Genomic DNA, 16,195 nt, shown 5'->3' on the forward strand with positions numbered 1-16,195 from the left:
CAAAAGCGTTACGCAATTTTTCAGTTTAAAGGGGGAAAATAAATGGACTTTCGAGCGGATATCATCATAGAATATGCTCCTTTTTTATTGGAAGGAACATTGCTGACTGTTGGATTAACTATTGCGGGTATTTTGATTGGAACGGTTTTAGGGCTATTAGTAGGTTTAGGAAAAATAAGCAGAAATAAGCTGATTGCATTTCCTTTTATCAGTTATATTACTTTCTTTCGCGGTACACCGTTATTAGTACAGATTCTTATTGTTCATTTTGGTTTAGTCCCATTATTTACAGGGGGTACGAATGCGATTGCTGCCGGAATTATTGCACTTTCTTTAAATGCCTCAGCCTATATTGCTGAAATTTTTCGTGCTGGAATTCAATCAATTGATAAGGGGCAAATGGAAGCTGCTCGTTCCCTTGGAATGAATCATATCCAAGCGATGAGATATATCATTTTGCCGCAAGCATTTAAAAGAATGATTCCCCCTCTTGGAAATGAATTTATCGTATTAATAAAAGATTCCTCCTTAGTTTCAGTTATTGCAGCACCAGAGCTTATGTACTGGGGAAGAGCGATGGGGGCACAATATTTCCGCGTGTGGGAGCCATACCTTACAGCTGCGTTCATTTATTTATTGTTAACTCTTTCTCTAAGTTTCTTTTTAAATCGTCTTGAAAGAAGGTTTGTAACAGAATGATTAAAGTTGAAAAATTAAAGAAGTCTTATGGTGAACATGAGGTTCTAAAGAATATTAATATTGAAATAAAGCCACAAGAGGTTGTTGTCGTTATCGGTCCTTCAGGCTCTGGAAAATCAACCTTTTTAAGATGTATAAACCTATTAGAAAGCATTACAGATGGACATATTTATATTGAAGGCACAGATATAACAGATGAAAAAACGGACATAAATAAAATTAGAACAGAAGTAGGAATGGTATTTCAGCAATTTAATCTATTCCCTCATATGACAGTTCTTGAAAATATTATGCTTTCTCCAATAAAAGTAAGAAAAATGGAAAAGAAGAAATTAGTTCGGGAAAAGGGATTAGAGCTGCTGAAAAAAGTAGGATTGGGAGAGAAAGCACACGTTTATCCAAATTCATTATCAGGTGGTCAAAAGCAGCGTGTTGCAATCGCAAGAGCTCTTGCAATGGAACCGAAAATTATGCTATTTGATGAACCAACCTCCGCATTAGATCCAGAAATGGTTGGAGAAGTGCTTGAAGTTATGAAACAGCTTGCAAAAGAAGGAATGACCATGGTTGTTGTAACGCATGAAATGGGCTTTGCAAAGGAAGTAGGAGATCGAGTAATTTTTATGGATGGTGGATATGTTGTAGAGGAAAATATTCCAAGTTTATTATTTGCCAATCCCCAGGAAACAAGAACAAAATCCTTTTTGAGTAAGGTACTATGAAAAGCTAACAATGATTCAATATACACTATTGTTACTGAAAAACTGATTGCTATTAAAAAGTCTTTCATTTAATTATATATAAGAAATTGGAAACAATTCTTTAATTTGAGTGTTTTTTTGCTAGTTTATTAATAAGGTAATTGCAGATTAATAGTATAAGTGGTAAATTATAAAATATACATTATACAATATACAATATTATATATTTTAGACTAGTTCAGTTAACTTACTAAGTATTTTCAAATGTTGAAAAGCATAATCGGAAAAATAAAGAAATTTAAACTGAAAATGTTCCATTAAAAAATGGAGAAAACAACAAATATATAAAGTTATAGAAATTAGGAAATCATGTAAACTTGCAATTTAATAAAGTTGAAATTGATTACGATCAAATGATCTCTCTTCGTATTGTATTTGGAGGCGACGAAATGAAGCAAAACTTTAAAACAATGTTAACCAGACTAGGAAGTCATAATCCGAAATCATTGTCTGTTCCTGAAACGATTCCTCTCACTTTAAGTTCAGTGTTTGCCTTTGAAGATGTTGATAGCTTAAATAAAGTTTACGATGGTGAAGCTGAAGGCTTTATTTATTCAAGAATGACAAATCCTGTTCATGAAGCGCTAAAAGAAATGATGTTTACGATTGATGGTGGGGAAGACGCACTTGTTTTTTCTTCAGGAATGGCTGCTATTACCTCTACACTAATAACACATCTAAAGTCAGGTGACCATGTTTTGGCATCTCATGTGTTATATGGGGAAACCTATGAATTTTTAAAATATCAATTAAGCAAATTTAATATTGATGTGACCTTTGTTGATTTTGATCAAGAAGATTTTGAACAGCACTTTAAGCCAAATACGAAAATTGTCTACACAGAAACGATCTCGAACCCGATGATGGCAGTGAACGATATCACAAAATTAGCAAAAGTTTCACATAAACATCATGCAAAGCTAGTAATTGATAATACTTTTGCGACACCTATTGTATGTCAGCCGTTAAAGCTTGGAGCGGATATTGTTGTCTATAGCGCTACGAAGTATTTATGTGGACATGGAGATGTGACTGGCGGCATTATCGTATCGGATAAGGAGACGATTAAAGCCATTGATAAGGTCGGAACGCTTTATGGTGGTTGTATGAGTCCGTTTGATGCATGGATTCTTATTCGTAGTTTAAAAACATTGGAGCTGCGAATGAAGGAACATTCTAATAATGCCTTGAAATTAGCAGTTTTTTTCGAGAGTCATCCAAAAATTAAGAAAGTTTTTTATCCAGGACTACATTCTTCTCCAAACTTTCAGCTGGCTAATTCATTTTTCAATAATGGGTTATTTGGAGGAATGCTAACCATTGATTTAAAAGGAAATGACGAGAGCTATCGTACATTTATTGACAATTTAGAGGGAATAAAATTTGTACCTAGCTTGGCAGATGTTAAAACCTCCGTTTGTTCACCAGCGATCACTTCTCACCGTAATTTAAATGATCATGAACTTAAAGAGGTAGGCATTTCAAAAGGTTTGATTCGAATATCTACAGGTCTTGAAAATATTGAGGATCTCATTTCTGAATTTGAAAAAGTGCTACAACTTATCTAATCTACGATCCTTAATAATACTAAAAGCATAGGAGTACGTTTAGAATGAAAAAATATTGGGTCATTATATTTCTTGTTATCGCTAATTTATTTTGGGGCGGGCATTACGTATTTGGCAAATATGTTGTTGCTGAAATGGATCCGTTGCAAATCACGTTTACGAGATGGATCATTGCCGTTGTTCTTTTGTTCCCAATTGCACAAATAATTGAACGTCCTGATTGGAAAAAAGTATGGAGGCAGTGGAAGCTTCTATTGCCAACGGCTGCGTTTGGTATTATAGGATATAATTTTTTCTTATACACAGCGTTGGAATATACAACATCTGTAGATGCCGCACTTATTAACTCTTTAAATCCAGCCTTAATCGTTTTGTTTTCGGTAATTTTTTTAAGAGAAAAGCTGGGCCTGATCAACATTGGTGGATTGTTTATCTCTTTGCTCGGCGTGTTGCTTATCTTAACGAAAGGACACTTACAGCAAGTCTTTAGTATCCATTATAATAAAGGTGACTTAATTATGCTGTTTGTGATCTTTAATTGGACCGTTTACTCCATTTTAACAAGAAAGATGAAAGGGATTCCTCCCATTTCAGCAACAGCAGTATCTGTTTTAATTGGGATCATTCTATTAATTCCTTTTATGATTTTCAATGGCGTTCATTTACCTTATAGTGAACAAGCTATTGTAGGTATCCTTTATATTGGTATTTTACCGTCCGTAGGATCTTTTGTATTTTGGAATATCGCAATTCAGAAAATAGGGGCAAGTCGTGCAGGCATCTATTTAAATCTAATCACCGTTTTTACAGCCATTATCAGTGCCTTTCTAGGACAGCCTATTACACTTATCCAGCTTGTTGGAGGTCTACTGGTCTTTTTAGGGGTGTACTTATCAAGTAAGAAAAATCAAGCTGTAAAAGTACATGAGAAAACTTCGTGGGAAATGCAAAAGACAAATAGTATTTAATTAATAGATTGATTATTGTCTAAAGTTAAATTAATAAATCAAAAGCCCATTTGACAGAAATGGTTAATGAACCTTTCTGTCAAATGGGCTTTTATTCATAAAATCAGAGTTTATATCTGAAGTTAGATTACTGTCTAGCTCCAGCGCCTATCGACTATCAAACTTCAGGTCTTCTCCCTACGATAAGTCAACATCGATTCGCTGTCGCTCATCGTGTTTCCTTTATCTCAGTCGAAGCCCCTCCAGTTTGTACGTCGATGATCAAGGCACTTACGCTTTTCTTATTTAGAAGTAGGTATATTGTGAATGTCTTGCCGAGCCCATTCTTTAATCTGATGAATATCTTGTGGAGTTGTTCTACAGCAGCCACCAATTAAACTTGCACCATTTGTATACCAATTTTTTGAAATGAGTCCGTAATTTTCATACTGCTGTTCCTGATGCCATGATTTCGTCTGCGCATCGTAGATTTCCCCTGAATTTGGATAAATAATGATTGGTTTGGATGTCACTTTTTTTAATTTTGAAATAACCTGTGGGATATGTGAAATAGATGTGCAGTTCACACCAATTGCACAAATATTAGGGTATTCATTAAAATATGCAACAGCTTCCTCCAAATCAGTTCCATCACTAAGATGTCTGTCATCTGCAATACTGAAAGATAACCAAGCGTAATCATTTGGAAAATAGGATTTAAGTAATTGAGCAAGGACCTTGCTTTCTTTAAATTGAGGAATCGTTTCAAAAGCAAATAAATCAATATTTGCTTCTTTTAGCAACTTCATTCGAGGTAAATGGAATTGTTGAAATTCATCGTCAGATAAATCATAGTTTCCAGTATATTCTGAGCCGTTTGCTAAATATGCTCCATATGGTCCAATGCTGCCTGCTACTAATGGGAACGGTCTTGTGAGCTTCTCTTGTTCTGATAGAGATTCCCAAAATTCATCCCGGGCTGCTTTTGTAATCAGTACCGTTTTTGTAATAAGCTGCTCTGCATCTTGCTCTGACCAACCATTTTTTTTAAAGCCTTCAATAGTGGCTTGGTAAGTGTTAGTCGTCGCTATATCTGCACCTGCACGAAAATAGTCAAAATGGACTTGCTTGATACTATCGGGGGTATCAATAATGGCCTTCGCAGACCATAAATCATGCTTGATATCCACTCCTTTTTTCTCAATTTCTGTTGCTATTGCACCATCTAAAATAACCACGTTGAATTGGTTAATAATTTGTAGAATTGGGTTATTGTTCATCTATAATATGCCGCCTTTTTTTATATAAAGTGAAACTGCCATCATGAGGTTTTCGTTAATTCCTCCTGATGGCTGTCTATTAGATCATATCCTTATGTTTTATTTCCCAATGTTTCTTTATCATCTTCTCTAATTGACTGCTATCTTTGTTTTTAAAGTGCTCTACAATTTCTTTATGATCTTCATTCATTTGCTCTGAAACAGCAAAAAGCTTATTTTGATCATTACTTACATAAACTTGTCTGACAAAACTATTTTGCAATGATTCCAGCATATCAGTAAGCGTGGGATTATTACATTTTTGTTGATAAACATTGTGGAACTCTTTTTGGTATTTCTGATAATCGTTATAGTTTTTTTCTGAAATGGAAATGTTTATTTTTTTTACGTACTCTTCCATTTTTTCAATATCATCTTCAGTAATTTGTTCTAATGATAGAGTAGCCGCTAATGCATCTAGCACACTGACTACCTTGAATACATCAAGCTTCTTTTTTGTATCAAGCTCTTTCACGATAAACCCTCTTCTAGGCAGATACTCGAGATAATTCTCTGAGGCTAATTGGATCAAGGCCTCCCTAACAGGTGTTCGACTAACTTCTAATTTTTTACTTAATTCAACTTCATTTATTTTATGATTAGGAAGTAAAGTACCATTTTGAATTTCAGTTGCAATATAATCATAAACATGGTCTTTGAGTGATTGATATACCTTTTTGATAAGGGGTTCCTCCTTAAGAATAATATTAAATACATTATATAATATATTGAATGTATATGCAGGATTTCAATCTTCTTTTATCTTTCATTTTTTAATTTAACCATGTTCAACAACATAGTTGAAAAAAGCTTGTTATATTTTCTGACAATATAGTTGTGTCTTTGATGTAAGAGTGCTATTTTTTATGTATTATACAATATACAATATATATTACACAGTATAATTTGTATTATCCAGCACGAGTCATGATAAAAGGAGAAGAATCCATGAAAATTTAGTTTTGAATAATAGAAATAGGTATGTTTTAATTTAATTCTGTGATTAGCGATCTTAAAAATTATTAAAACATTAGAAATAAGAGGAGGTTCATTGATGGTAGAGACAAAAAATACAAACGACAGTCCATTAAAACGAACGATGAAAAGTAGACATTTATTTATGATTTCACTTGGTGGTGTTATTGGAACAGGGCTTTTTCTAAGTTCAGGTTATACGATCAATCAAGCTGGTCCAATAGGTACATTACTCGCTTACCTGATTGGGTCTGTTATTGTGTATCTAGTTATGCTCTGTTTAGGTGAATTGACTGTGAAAATGCCTGTCACTGGGTCATTTCATACATATGCCACTAAATTTATTGGTCCGGGAACAGGTTTTACGATGGCATTACTTTATTGGTTAACATGGACAGTAGCGCTAGGTTCTGAATTCACAGCTGCTGGCTTAATTATGCAAAGTTGGTTCCCGGCAACTTCAGTTTGGGCATGGTGTGTATTCTTTATTGTATTCCTTTTTTCCCTAAATGCTTTTTCAGTCCGTTTTTTTGCAGAAACAGAATTTTGGTTTTCTAGTATTAAAGTAATTGCTATTATTTTATTTATATTAATTGGGGCATTAGCTATATTTGGTGTCATCCCTATGTCTGGATACACAGAAGCACCTTTGTTTTCTAATTTTGTAAAGGATGGACTTTTCCCGAATGGATTCGGTGCTGTATTTTTAACCATGCTTGCCGTTAACTTTGCTTTTTCCGGTACAGAATTAATTGGTGTTGCTTCTGGTGAAACAGCTGACCCAGAAAAAGTAATTCCTAAAACGATTCATACAACGCTTATACGACTGATTATCTTTTTTATAGGAAGCATTACCGTGATTTCAGCTTTAATTCCTTGGAAGCAAGCTGGAGTGGATCAAAGTCCTTTTGTTTTAGTGTTTAATAGCATTGGAATTCCATATGCTGGTACCATTATGAATTTTGTTGTTTTAACAGCTATTCTATCATGTGCAAATTCTGGTTTATATGCTGCTTCTCGTATGCTTTGGTCTTTATCAAATGAAAAAATGATTCCAAAAACCTTTGGAAAAGTAAATAAAAGAGGAGTTCCATTTACTGCACTTATTGTCACTACTTTCGGTGGAGTTTTATCTCTAATTTCTAGTGTTATTCCAGCTCAAACTGTATATATTGTATTAGTTTCGATTTCTGGATTAGCAGTTGTGATTGTTTGGATGGGGATAGCTGCATCTCAATTTATGTTCCGTCGTTCCTATATAAAAGAGGGGAATGATGTAAAAGATCTGAAATTCAGAACACCGTTATATCCAATTGTTCCTATTGCAGCTTTCATCTTATGCTTCTTATCTTGTATCTTTGTTGTATTTGATCCAGCACAAAGAATGGCACTATTTTATACCATTCCGTTTGTTGCTTTTTGCTATATTTTTTACTATGTGAGACAAGGCATCATCAATAAGAAGAAAATCCGTTATACAGAAAAAGCTTCATAGACTCTTTTATAATGATAGGATGAAAAAAGGAACTCAAGCTAACATTTCTTGAGTTCCTTAATTATTTACTTATCCTCTAGGTAATCTGTTTTGAAATAAACATCATTTCAATTTAATGATTATTTCTTTATTCATTATAAAAAATCCTCCATATACAAGTTTTTATGATTGAAATTAAATGATACATCATTTACTATATAAATAGATGATATGTCATTTATTAAAAAGGAGAGATTCATAATGACAAAAACAAAAATTCATGTACTTCACACTGGTACTGTCAATGTTGATCGAGCACTGCCATTTCGTGAGAAAACGCTGCATCCACTTCCATTTTCAGGATGGCTTCGACCAAAAAGCTGGAGAATGTGGGTACCCGTCTCCGCCTATTTGATTGAGCATCCAAAGGGTTTAATTTTGGTTGATGCTGGATGGAATGAAGAAATACGCACTAATGAGCGCAAGCATCTTGGCTTTATGGCAAGCACGATGATTAAAGGGGATTTACCAGAGGGCAAATCCATTCGAGAACAGCTTCTGCATTTAGGATATCATGATCGTGATCTTGATCTTGTAATACTTTCTCATATGCATTCAGATCATGTCAGCGGAATTAAACATGTTGCTGGTGCAAAGAAAATTCTCGTTTCTGATATAGAATGGAAAGCTGCTAATAACGATGCCAATTATATTCGCTCTATGTGGGAAGGCGTACCAATTGAAACATTTGAGCTGAAATCAATTCCTTATGGCCCTTACAAATCAGGGATCGATTTATTTGGAGACGGTTCGTTGTATGTAGTATTCACACCTGGTCACAGTAAAGGTCAAGTCTCTTTTCTTGTTAAAACCGATGACGGATGGATCTTGCTTGGGAGTGATGTGGGCTATGCAAGAAAATCTTGGGAACAACATATTCTACCAGGAGTAACAACAAGTGTAGATGAAGCAGATCAATCTTTAATCTGGCTAAGCGAATTTTCAAAACGAGATGATTGTAGAAGAGTAATAGTGAATCATGATACAGAAATTCAGCCACAAGTGATTGTGTAAATAAAAGAATTGCTAAAAAGGAGGTAATATAATCATGGAAGTTTCATTTCATAATGAAATCATTATTAATAACAGTGTTAATAGAATTTACGAATATCTTAGAAAAATGGAGAACTTCTCTAATTGGAATTATGCTGTTATGAATGTAGAACCGATAGGTGATTACAAGGAAAGAAATACTTACAGATTAAAAAGAGATTTAGGTCAGTCGGTAGAAGTAGAAACGGTAACTTTACTAGAGCTTCAACATAATCAGTACCTGCATTTCGAAGCAACCGGTGGAAGATTTCCTTATGAAGCAAAATATGAACTGAAGCAAGTAGGAAATAGGACGTTGCTAAATAATATCGTGAATATGAAGCCAACAGGTTTAAACAGCTTTTTGCTTAAGCTATTCAAAAGTAATATTCAAGCAGAAGTAAAGAAAAATCTAACGGTTTTAAAAAACATCCTTGAATAACGATGCATTATTAGAAAGATTTGTATCTTATTTATAAAATCATTTCTGGTTAATTAATATATTAATATAATTAATATGTATAAATATAAAAAATAAATGCATGAAACCCTCACAAGAGAAACGAAAAGGAGAGGGTTTTTTGTATTATTTATTCCTAACCTGATGCACAGATTGAAAGATAAGAAAATTCATGTATCTTAATAAAATTCAAAAAATATTGAATTAAAACTATTTTCAAATAAGGTAAAAAATACTATAATAATACAAATAGTAGAAAAATGATACATAATCTGTCAGGTTTTTTGAGTTTACAAGAGTTTCTAATGCTAGTTTTTTTCTTAAAGTGATTGTAACTTTACGAAAGGAGGAAAGTGGTGGAAAATCCAATCTTAGAAATAAAAGGTTTACGAACAACTTTTCTATCAGATGATGGTGTGATCCCTGTTGTGAATCATATTGATTTTGAAGTAAGTCCAAAAGAAATTGTTGGGATAGTAGGTGAATCAGGCTGTGGAAAGAGTGTTACGTCCTTGTCTATCATGGGATTAGTTCCTTCTAGTAATGGGAAAGTGGAAGGTGAAATTATCTTTAAAGGTGAGAATCTTGTCGGTGCATCTGAGAAAGCGATGAGAAGTATACGTGGTAATGACATTGCTATGATCTTTCAAGAGCCAATGACAAGTTTAAATCCAGTATTTACGATTGGGGAGCAGCTGATAGAGTCTCTTCAAATTCATAGGAAATGGTCAAAAAAGAAAGCGAAGGAACATGCAATCCTAATGTTGAAAAAAGTTGGCCTGCCACGTGCTGAACAATTGATAAAAGAATATCCTCATCAATTATCTGGTGGAATGAGACAACGCATAATGATTGCAATGGCAATGATCTGTGAACCAAGACTATTAATTGCTGATGAACCTACGACAGCCTTAGATGTAACTATTCAAGCACAAATTTTGGATTTGATGAAGCAGTTAAATCAAGAAACAGATACAGCAATCATTATGATCACACATGATTTAGGCGTAGTCGCTGAAATGTGTCAAAGAATTATCGTTATGTATAGTGGGAAAATTGTTGAAGAAGCTGATGCACGTACGATGTTTAAACAACCAAAACATCCGTATACGATTGGCTTGATTCAGTCTGTACCTGATATGCGTGAGAAAAAGGAACGATTGTATTCGATTCCAGGCCATGTCCCGAAACCGGGTTCCATTGAAGTAGGCTGCCACTTCGCACCTCGCTGTCCTCATGCCAATCATCAATGTGTAACAGAAACTCCCCATTTAACTGTTTTAGAAAACAGACAAAAGGTTAGATGTTGGCTATATCAAGATGGGAAGGAAGAGGATGCGCATGTCAGAACCACTCTTGGAAGTTGAACATTTAAGAAAGAACTTCCCAATTCGTGCAGGGGTATTTGGAAAAAAGATTGGTGATGTTAAAGCTGTAGATGATGTTTCATTTACCATTCAAAAAGGGGAAACGCTTGGACTTGTTGGTGAAAGCGGATGCGGAAAATCAACAACAGGTCGAATGCTGCTAAGACTTCTTGAACCTAGCGAAGGTAAAATCATTTTCGAGGGTAAAAATATTACGAATCTTCCAAAGCAGGAGTTGAGGAAGCTGCGCAGTCAAATGCAAATGATCTTTCAGGATCCATTTGCATCATTAAATCCAAGGCACACAGTAGAAAAGATTCTAGAAGAACCATTAATTGTACATGGGGTAAAAGATAAGGAAGAACGGAAAAACAAAGTTCGTAAGTTATTGGAGATAGTTGGCTTAAATGGTTATCATGCAAATCGCTATCCTCATCAGTTTAGTGGAGGTCAACGTCAGCGTATTGGGATTGCTAGAGCATTAAGCTTAAATCCAAAACTTATTGTGGCAGATGAACCTGTTTCAGCACTGGATGTTTCCATCCAAGCCCAAGTGTTGAATCTAATGAAAGACTTGCAAAAAGAATATGATCTTACATATTTATTTATTGCTCACGACTTAGGGGTAGTTAGGCATATAAGTGACCGAGTTGGCGTCATGTATCTTGGTCGTATCGTTGAACTAGCGGAAAGTGAAGAGCTGTACCAGAATCCAAAACATCCTTATACGAAGGCATTACTTTCAGCAGTTCCTATTGCTGACTTTGATTATAAAAAAGAAAGAATTGTTCTCCAAGGAGATGTACCAAGTCCTGCAAATCCGCCGACCGGCTGTTCTTTTCATACCAGATGCCCTATGGCGATAGAAAAATGTTCTCTTGAAAGACCAATATTTAAAGAAGTTAAACCAGGTCATTTTTCAGCATGTCATCTTGAGGGATGATTTTGCTAAAAAATAAAATTAACAAGAAATAATAATTGGGGGAAAGAAAGAGATGAAGAAAAAGCTTACGGGACTACTCATTTTTATCCTAGTTCTTTCACTTGCTTTAATGGGTTGTTCATCATCCAGTTCTAGCAGTGATGAAGGGAAAGACAGTAATAAGTCTGGTGGTGTATTAGTTTATGGGCGCGGAGGAGATGCTGTTAGTCTTGATCCTGCAACTGTAACAGATGGAGAATCACTAATTGTTGCAAATCAAATCTTTGAAAATTTAGTCTCTTACAAGAAGGACTCAACGGAAATCCAGCCAGAACTTGCAAAATCTTGGGAAGTTTCAGATGATGGTTTAACTTATACATTCAAGCTTCAAGAAGGTGTAAAATTCCAAGATGGAACCGATTTCAATGCTGAAGCTGTTGTGACAAACTTTGATCGCTGGGCAAATGGAAATGTTGAACAATTTCCTTATTATCAGTCGCAATTTGGTGGTTTTAAAGGGGAAGAATCAGCTGTAATAAAAGAGGTAAAAGCGGTTGATAAGAACACAGTTCAATTTACATTATTTAGACCACAAGCACCTTTTTTAAAAAATGTAGCCATGACTCCATTTGGGATCTCAAGTCCTGCCGCAATTGAAAAATATGGAGATAAATATATCGAAAATCCTGTAGGAACAGGTCCATTTAAGTTTCAAGAGTGGAAGCGAAATGATACGATCACAGTGGTTAAGAATGATGATTATTGGAAAAAAGGATTGCCGAAGCTTGATAAGGTCATTTTAAAAGTAATTAAAGATAATTCTGCTCGATTGAACGCTTTAACCAAAGGAGAAGTCGATTTAATCGATGGAGTAAATCCTAGTGATATTGAAAAAGTGAAGTCATCAAAGAATTTGCAATTATTTGAAAGACCATCCATGAACATAGGCTATCTTGGCTTCAATGTTGAAAAGGCTCCATTTGATAATCCCAAAGTACGTCAAGCTATTAGTCATGCTGTTAATAAAGAAGGATTAATCAAAAATTTCTATGAAGGAACAGCTATACCAGCTAAAAATCCAATTCCGCCTTCCATAAGTGGGTACAATGATGACATTAAGGATTATGATTATAATTTAGACGAAGCGAAGAAATTACTAGCTGAAGCTGGATATCCAAATGGATTTAGTGTTGATTTTTGGACAATGCCTGTTGTACGTCCGTACATGCCTAATGGTCAAAAGGTAGCAGAGGCTCTTCAAGCTGATTTTGAAAAGATCGGCATTAAAACAAAAATCGTTACGTTTGAATGGGGTACTTACTTAGACAAGTTAGCAAATGGTGAAGGACCGATGTTCATCGCAGGATGGACTGGGGATAACGGGGATGCAGACAACTTCATGTATGCACTTTTAGACAAAGATGCCATAGGTTCAAATAACTTCTCTTATTATGCAAACAACGATTTTCATGATCTATTAATTAAAGCACAAACAGAGACAGACGAAGCTAAGCGTAATGATTATTATAAGCAAGCGCAAGTCATCGCTCATGATGATGCACCTTGGGTTCCAATTGCGCACTCCACACCGCAATTAGCTGGAAAGAGCACAATTAAAGGCTTTATTCCACATCCAACTGGTTCACAAAGTTTTGCTGAAATTACTGTAAACTAAAATTCATGGGGAGTGCATACTCCCCTTTTTATTAGGCATTAGATACATAAAAAAGGTACCAAATGAAGATAATGCATGTCAATCTTCCGTCTGTAATAGGAAATCAGACAGCGTAAAACTCAATACATTGCTCATTCATTAGACAACTTTTGAAAAAATATTAATGCTAGAAAGGAGTTGACCAGGTAATTGGTTGCTTACACCATACGTCGCTTACTATTACTTATTCCTGTTCTTTTAGGAATGGTCGTCATTGTATTTTCTTTAATTCATGCCATACCTGGGGATCCAGCACAGCAAATTTTGGGGCAGCTTGCAACAAAAGACGCTATTGCTGACCTCAACAAGCAATTGGGACTTGATAAACCACTTACTGTTCAATTCATTGATTATATAAAGGAACTAGTTACCGGAGATTTAGGTACCTCTTTAAAAACGAAGTCACCGATAAGTGAAGAAATTTGGCCTTATTTTGGAGCAACTGCTGAATTAGCCATAGTGGCTATGGTTATTGCCATTATTATTGGTGTGAATGCCGGAATTATTTCTGCGTGGTTTCAAAACTCTTGGTTTGACTATATTTTTATGCTGATCGCTCTAATTGGTGTTTCTATGCCAATTTTCTGGCTTGGATTAATGGAACAATACGTTTTCTCCATTCATTTGGACTTGCTGCCTACCACAGGGCGTGATAATATTCGCAATCCTGTAGAAGCAATTACGAATTTATATTTAATTGATACCTTACTACAAGGAAGATTTGATCAGTTTATCGAGGTGATCCAGCATTTAGTTTTACCAAGCATAGCATTAGCTACCATTCCAATGGCTATTATTGCTCGTATTACAAGATCAAGCATGCTTGAGGTCATGCGTTCAGATTACATCCGGACAGCAAGAGCGAAAGGAATGAAGATGTTTTGGGTAGTTTATAAGCATTCCTTAAAAAATGCGTTTATTCCAGTCTTAACTGTTATCGGTTTACAAACAGGGCTTTTATTGGGTGGAGCGATTTTAACAGAAACCATTTTTGGATGGCCGGGGATGGGAACGTATATTTTTGAAGCCATTCAGTTTCGGGATTATCCAGTGATTCAGTCTGGGATTCTGATTCTAGCGCTAGTATTTGTTCTAATAAACTTAATTGTGGATTTATTATATGCGGCCATTGATCCACGAATTAAATATAGTTAGGGGGGGTTATCAATGCAGCAAGTTTCAACAAATGTAACGCAAGTAAAAGTGGTTGAAGAACAATTGATATCTCCTTGGAAAGAGGGCTGGAAAAATTTCAAGAAAAATAAAGCAGCATTATTTGGATTAGGACTAGTTATATTCTTTATTCTAATTGCCATTTTTGCTGATTTCATTGCACCTTACAGCTATAAAGAAGCACAATTAGGGGATAAACATCTTCCTCCATCTGCAGAACATTGGTTTGGAACGGATGATTTTGGCAGAGATATTCTTAGTCGTGTCATTTTTGGAGCAAGAATATCATTGACGGTGGGCTTTTTTTCGGTAATTGGATCTGTCCTTGCTGGATCATTCCTTGGGATTATTGCTGGTTATTATGGTCGTTGGATTGACGGTATCATATCACGTATATTTGATATATTACTAGCTTTTCCAAGTATCTTGCTTGCGATAGCGATAGTAGCAATGCTTGGCCCATCATTGCAAAATGCATTAATCGCTATTGCTATTATTAATGTGCCTACCTTTGGCCGATTAGTTCGCTCAAGGGTGTTGTCAGTAAAGGAAGAAGAGTATATTACTGCAGCAAAAGCGATTGGGATGGGAGATGGACGTATTTTATTACACCATATACTCCCTAATAGTATTGCACCCATTATCGTCCAAGGTTCCTTGGCTATTGCTACTGCCATTATCGAAGCTGCTGCATTAGGGTTTCTAGGTTTGGGTGCACAGCCTCCTTCACCTGAGTGGGGGAAAATGTTATCGGATTCCAAGGATTTTATTCTTCAAGCACCATGGACAGTATTTTTTCCTGGAATTGCGATCATGTTAACGGTGCTTGGGTTTAATTTGATGGGTGACGGGCTTCGAGATGCCATGGACCCACGGATGAAAAACTAATTAACAAACTGCGGGAATTTTTCTTGCAGTTTGTTTTAGGTTTTAGTTGATTACGTTCAATTTTTTATTCTATAGAAAACTTCTTTTTCACTTGAAATTACCTAGTCTATTTTTCAAATGTTAATCTTATTCTTATTTAAATTAATAAATCTTTCGTGTATTATTTATATAAATGACACATCATCTAATGAGTATTATATAATGGAATCATCATTGCCGATTTAAAGAGTAATCTAAATGCTATATAAACCATCATTAAATAGCCTTACGCTCTAAAATTATTGCAAAGGAGCATCTTAAAATGGAAAAAAGAAGTTTGGGGAAATTTGGCCCCACTGTATCCGCAATTGGTTTAGGTTGTATGGGAATGAGTGAATTTTATGGCAATGCAGATGATAAGGAAGCACAAAGTACAATTCTTACAGCTCTTGAATCAGGGATTACGTTTTTAGATACTGCAGATGCATATGGTACTGGAAATAATGAGGAGTTAGTCGGTTCTGTTTTAAAGGAATGGAGTGGTGAGGCTTTTGTAGCTACAAAATTTGGGGAGAACGTTATCCGAAAGCAGGAATGATAGGAATAGAAGAGAGTTAGAGACGATTAAGTAAAGAGCCTTCTTAATAAATAAACGGTTAAGAAGGCTCTTTCCTAATATGTGCATGTATTACAAACGAATTATGGAAAATTAAAAGTCATGAGTCCAGTTCAATACCGAACTCATGCCCAGGAAGCTGCCTAAGAATCCCCACCTTCATGCTTGGAAGGTGGGAGATGACTGCTCCCTGTATTGTTGTATTCAGCTTTGTTTATAGATACTACTAAACAAATTTCGA

At 35.3% G+C, this 16,195-nt stretch carries 15 protein-coding genes and 1 pseudogene; 13 read left to right on the top strand and 3 right to left on the bottom strand.

Annotation, left to right across the window (positions count from 1 at the left end):
- Window positions 1–42 precede the first annotated feature (42 nt).
- From FDO66_RS00540 to FDO66_RS00555, 4 genes are all read left to right on the top strand, one after another.
- A complete protein-coding gene (locus FDO66_RS00540) occupies window positions 43–699 on the top strand; it encodes an amino acid ABC transporter permease (protein WP_141430455.1) in 657 nt (218 codons plus the stop codon).
- A complete protein-coding gene (locus FDO66_RS00545) occupies window positions 696–1,421 on the top strand; it encodes an amino acid ABC transporter ATP-binding protein (RefSeq protein ID WP_141430456.1) in 726 nt (241 codons plus the stop codon). Before FDO66_RS00540 ends, FDO66_RS00545 begins: the two co-directional genes overlap by 4 nt.
- 356 nt (window positions 1,422–1,777) lie before the next feature.
- Window positions 1,778–3,028 carry a trans-sulfuration enzyme family protein gene (locus FDO66_RS00550; RefSeq protein WP_220095133.1) on the top strand — a complete coding sequence of 417 codons (1,251 nt, stop codon included), beginning with the start codon at window positions 1,778–1,780 and terminating at the stop codon, window positions 3,026–3,028.
- A gap of 44 nt (window positions 3,029–3,072) precedes the next feature.
- Entirely contained in the window at window positions 3,073–3,996 is a 924-nt protein-coding gene (locus FDO66_RS00555; RefSeq protein WP_141430457.1) for a DMT family transporter, read from the top strand.
- Between the two features lie 281 nt (window positions 3,997–4,277).
- Here FDO66_RS00555 and mmuM read toward each other — a convergent pair whose 3' ends face one another.
- The 3 genes and pseudogenes from mmuM to FDO66_RS21140 form a co-directional block, all read right to left on the bottom strand.
- A complete protein-coding gene (mmuM, locus tag FDO66_RS00560) occupies window positions 4,278–5,255 on the bottom strand; it encodes a homocysteine S-methyltransferase (RefSeq protein ID WP_141430458.1) in 978 nt (325 codons plus the stop codon).
- 79 nt (window positions 5,256–5,334) lie between these two features.
- Window positions 5,335–5,769, bottom strand: a complete 435-nt coding sequence (locus tag FDO66_RS00565; protein WP_258535516.1) for an FCD domain-containing protein — start codon at window positions 5,767–5,769, stop codon at window positions 5,335–5,337.
- Window positions 5,770–5,778: 9 nt separating this feature from the next.
- Window positions 5,779–6,021 (bottom strand): annotated as a pseudogene (locus FDO66_RS21140) (GntR family transcriptional regulator); the annotation flags it as partial.
- Between the two features lie 327 nt (window positions 6,022–6,348).
- On the opposite strand from FDO66_RS21140, the gene FDO66_RS00570 reads away from it, so the two are divergent.
- The 9 genes from FDO66_RS00570 (at window position 6,349) to FDO66_RS00610 (ending at window position 15,936) form a co-directional block, all read left to right on the top strand.
- Window positions 6,349–7,764, top strand: coding sequence for an amino acid permease (locus FDO66_RS00570; RefSeq protein WP_141430460.1), 1,416 nt, complete (start codon window positions 6,349–6,351; stop codon window positions 7,762–7,764).
- A 240-nt stretch (window positions 7,765–8,004) separates the two neighbouring features.
- On the top strand, window positions 8,005–8,817 hold the full coding sequence (locus FDO66_RS00575; RefSeq protein WP_141430461.1) for an N-acyl homoserine lactonase family protein: 813 nt from the start codon (window positions 8,005–8,007) through the stop codon (window positions 8,815–8,817).
- 34 nt (window positions 8,818–8,851) lie between these two features.
- Window positions 8,852–9,277, top strand: coding sequence for an SRPBCC family protein (locus tag FDO66_RS00580; RefSeq protein WP_141430462.1), 426 nt, complete (start codon window positions 8,852–8,854; stop codon window positions 9,275–9,277).
- A 371-nt stretch (window positions 9,278–9,648) separates the two neighbouring features.
- Window positions 9,649–10,662 (top strand): ABC transporter ATP-binding protein, encoded by a 1,014-nt coding sequence (locus tag FDO66_RS00585; protein ID WP_141430463.1) that lies wholly within the window; start codon window positions 9,649–9,651, stop codon window positions 10,660–10,662.
- Window positions 10,637–11,605: an ABC transporter ATP-binding protein gene (locus FDO66_RS00590; RefSeq protein WP_141430464.1), complete on the top strand. Its 969-nt coding sequence runs from the start codon at window positions 10,637–10,639 to the stop codon at window positions 11,603–11,605. Before FDO66_RS00585 ends, FDO66_RS00590 begins: the two co-directional genes overlap by 26 nt.
- A gap of 52 nt (window positions 11,606–11,657) precedes the next feature.
- Window positions 11,658–13,259, top strand: coding sequence for an ABC transporter substrate-binding protein (locus tag FDO66_RS00595; protein WP_141430465.1), 1,602 nt, complete (start codon window positions 11,658–11,660; stop codon window positions 13,257–13,259).
- Window positions 13,260–13,448: 189 nt separating this feature from the next.
- Window positions 13,449–14,453, top strand: a complete 1,005-nt coding sequence (locus FDO66_RS00600) for an ABC transporter permease (RefSeq protein WP_141430466.1) — start codon at window positions 13,449–13,451, stop codon at window positions 14,451–14,453.
- 12 nt (window positions 14,454–14,465) lie between these two features.
- A complete protein-coding gene (locus tag FDO66_RS00605; RefSeq protein ID WP_141430467.1) occupies window positions 14,466–15,359 on the top strand; it encodes an ABC transporter permease in 894 nt (297 codons plus the stop codon).
- Between the two features lie 301 nt (window positions 15,360–15,660).
- Entirely contained in the window at window positions 15,661–15,936 is a 276-nt protein-coding gene (locus tag FDO66_RS00610; RefSeq protein WP_141430468.1) for an aldo/keto reductase, read from the top strand.
- Window positions 15,937–16,195: the final 259 nt, after the last annotated feature.

The organism is Bacillus sp. 03113, assembly GCF_006546985.1.
GTDB lineage: Bacteria > Bacillota > Bacilli > Bacillales > Cytobacillaceae > VATK01.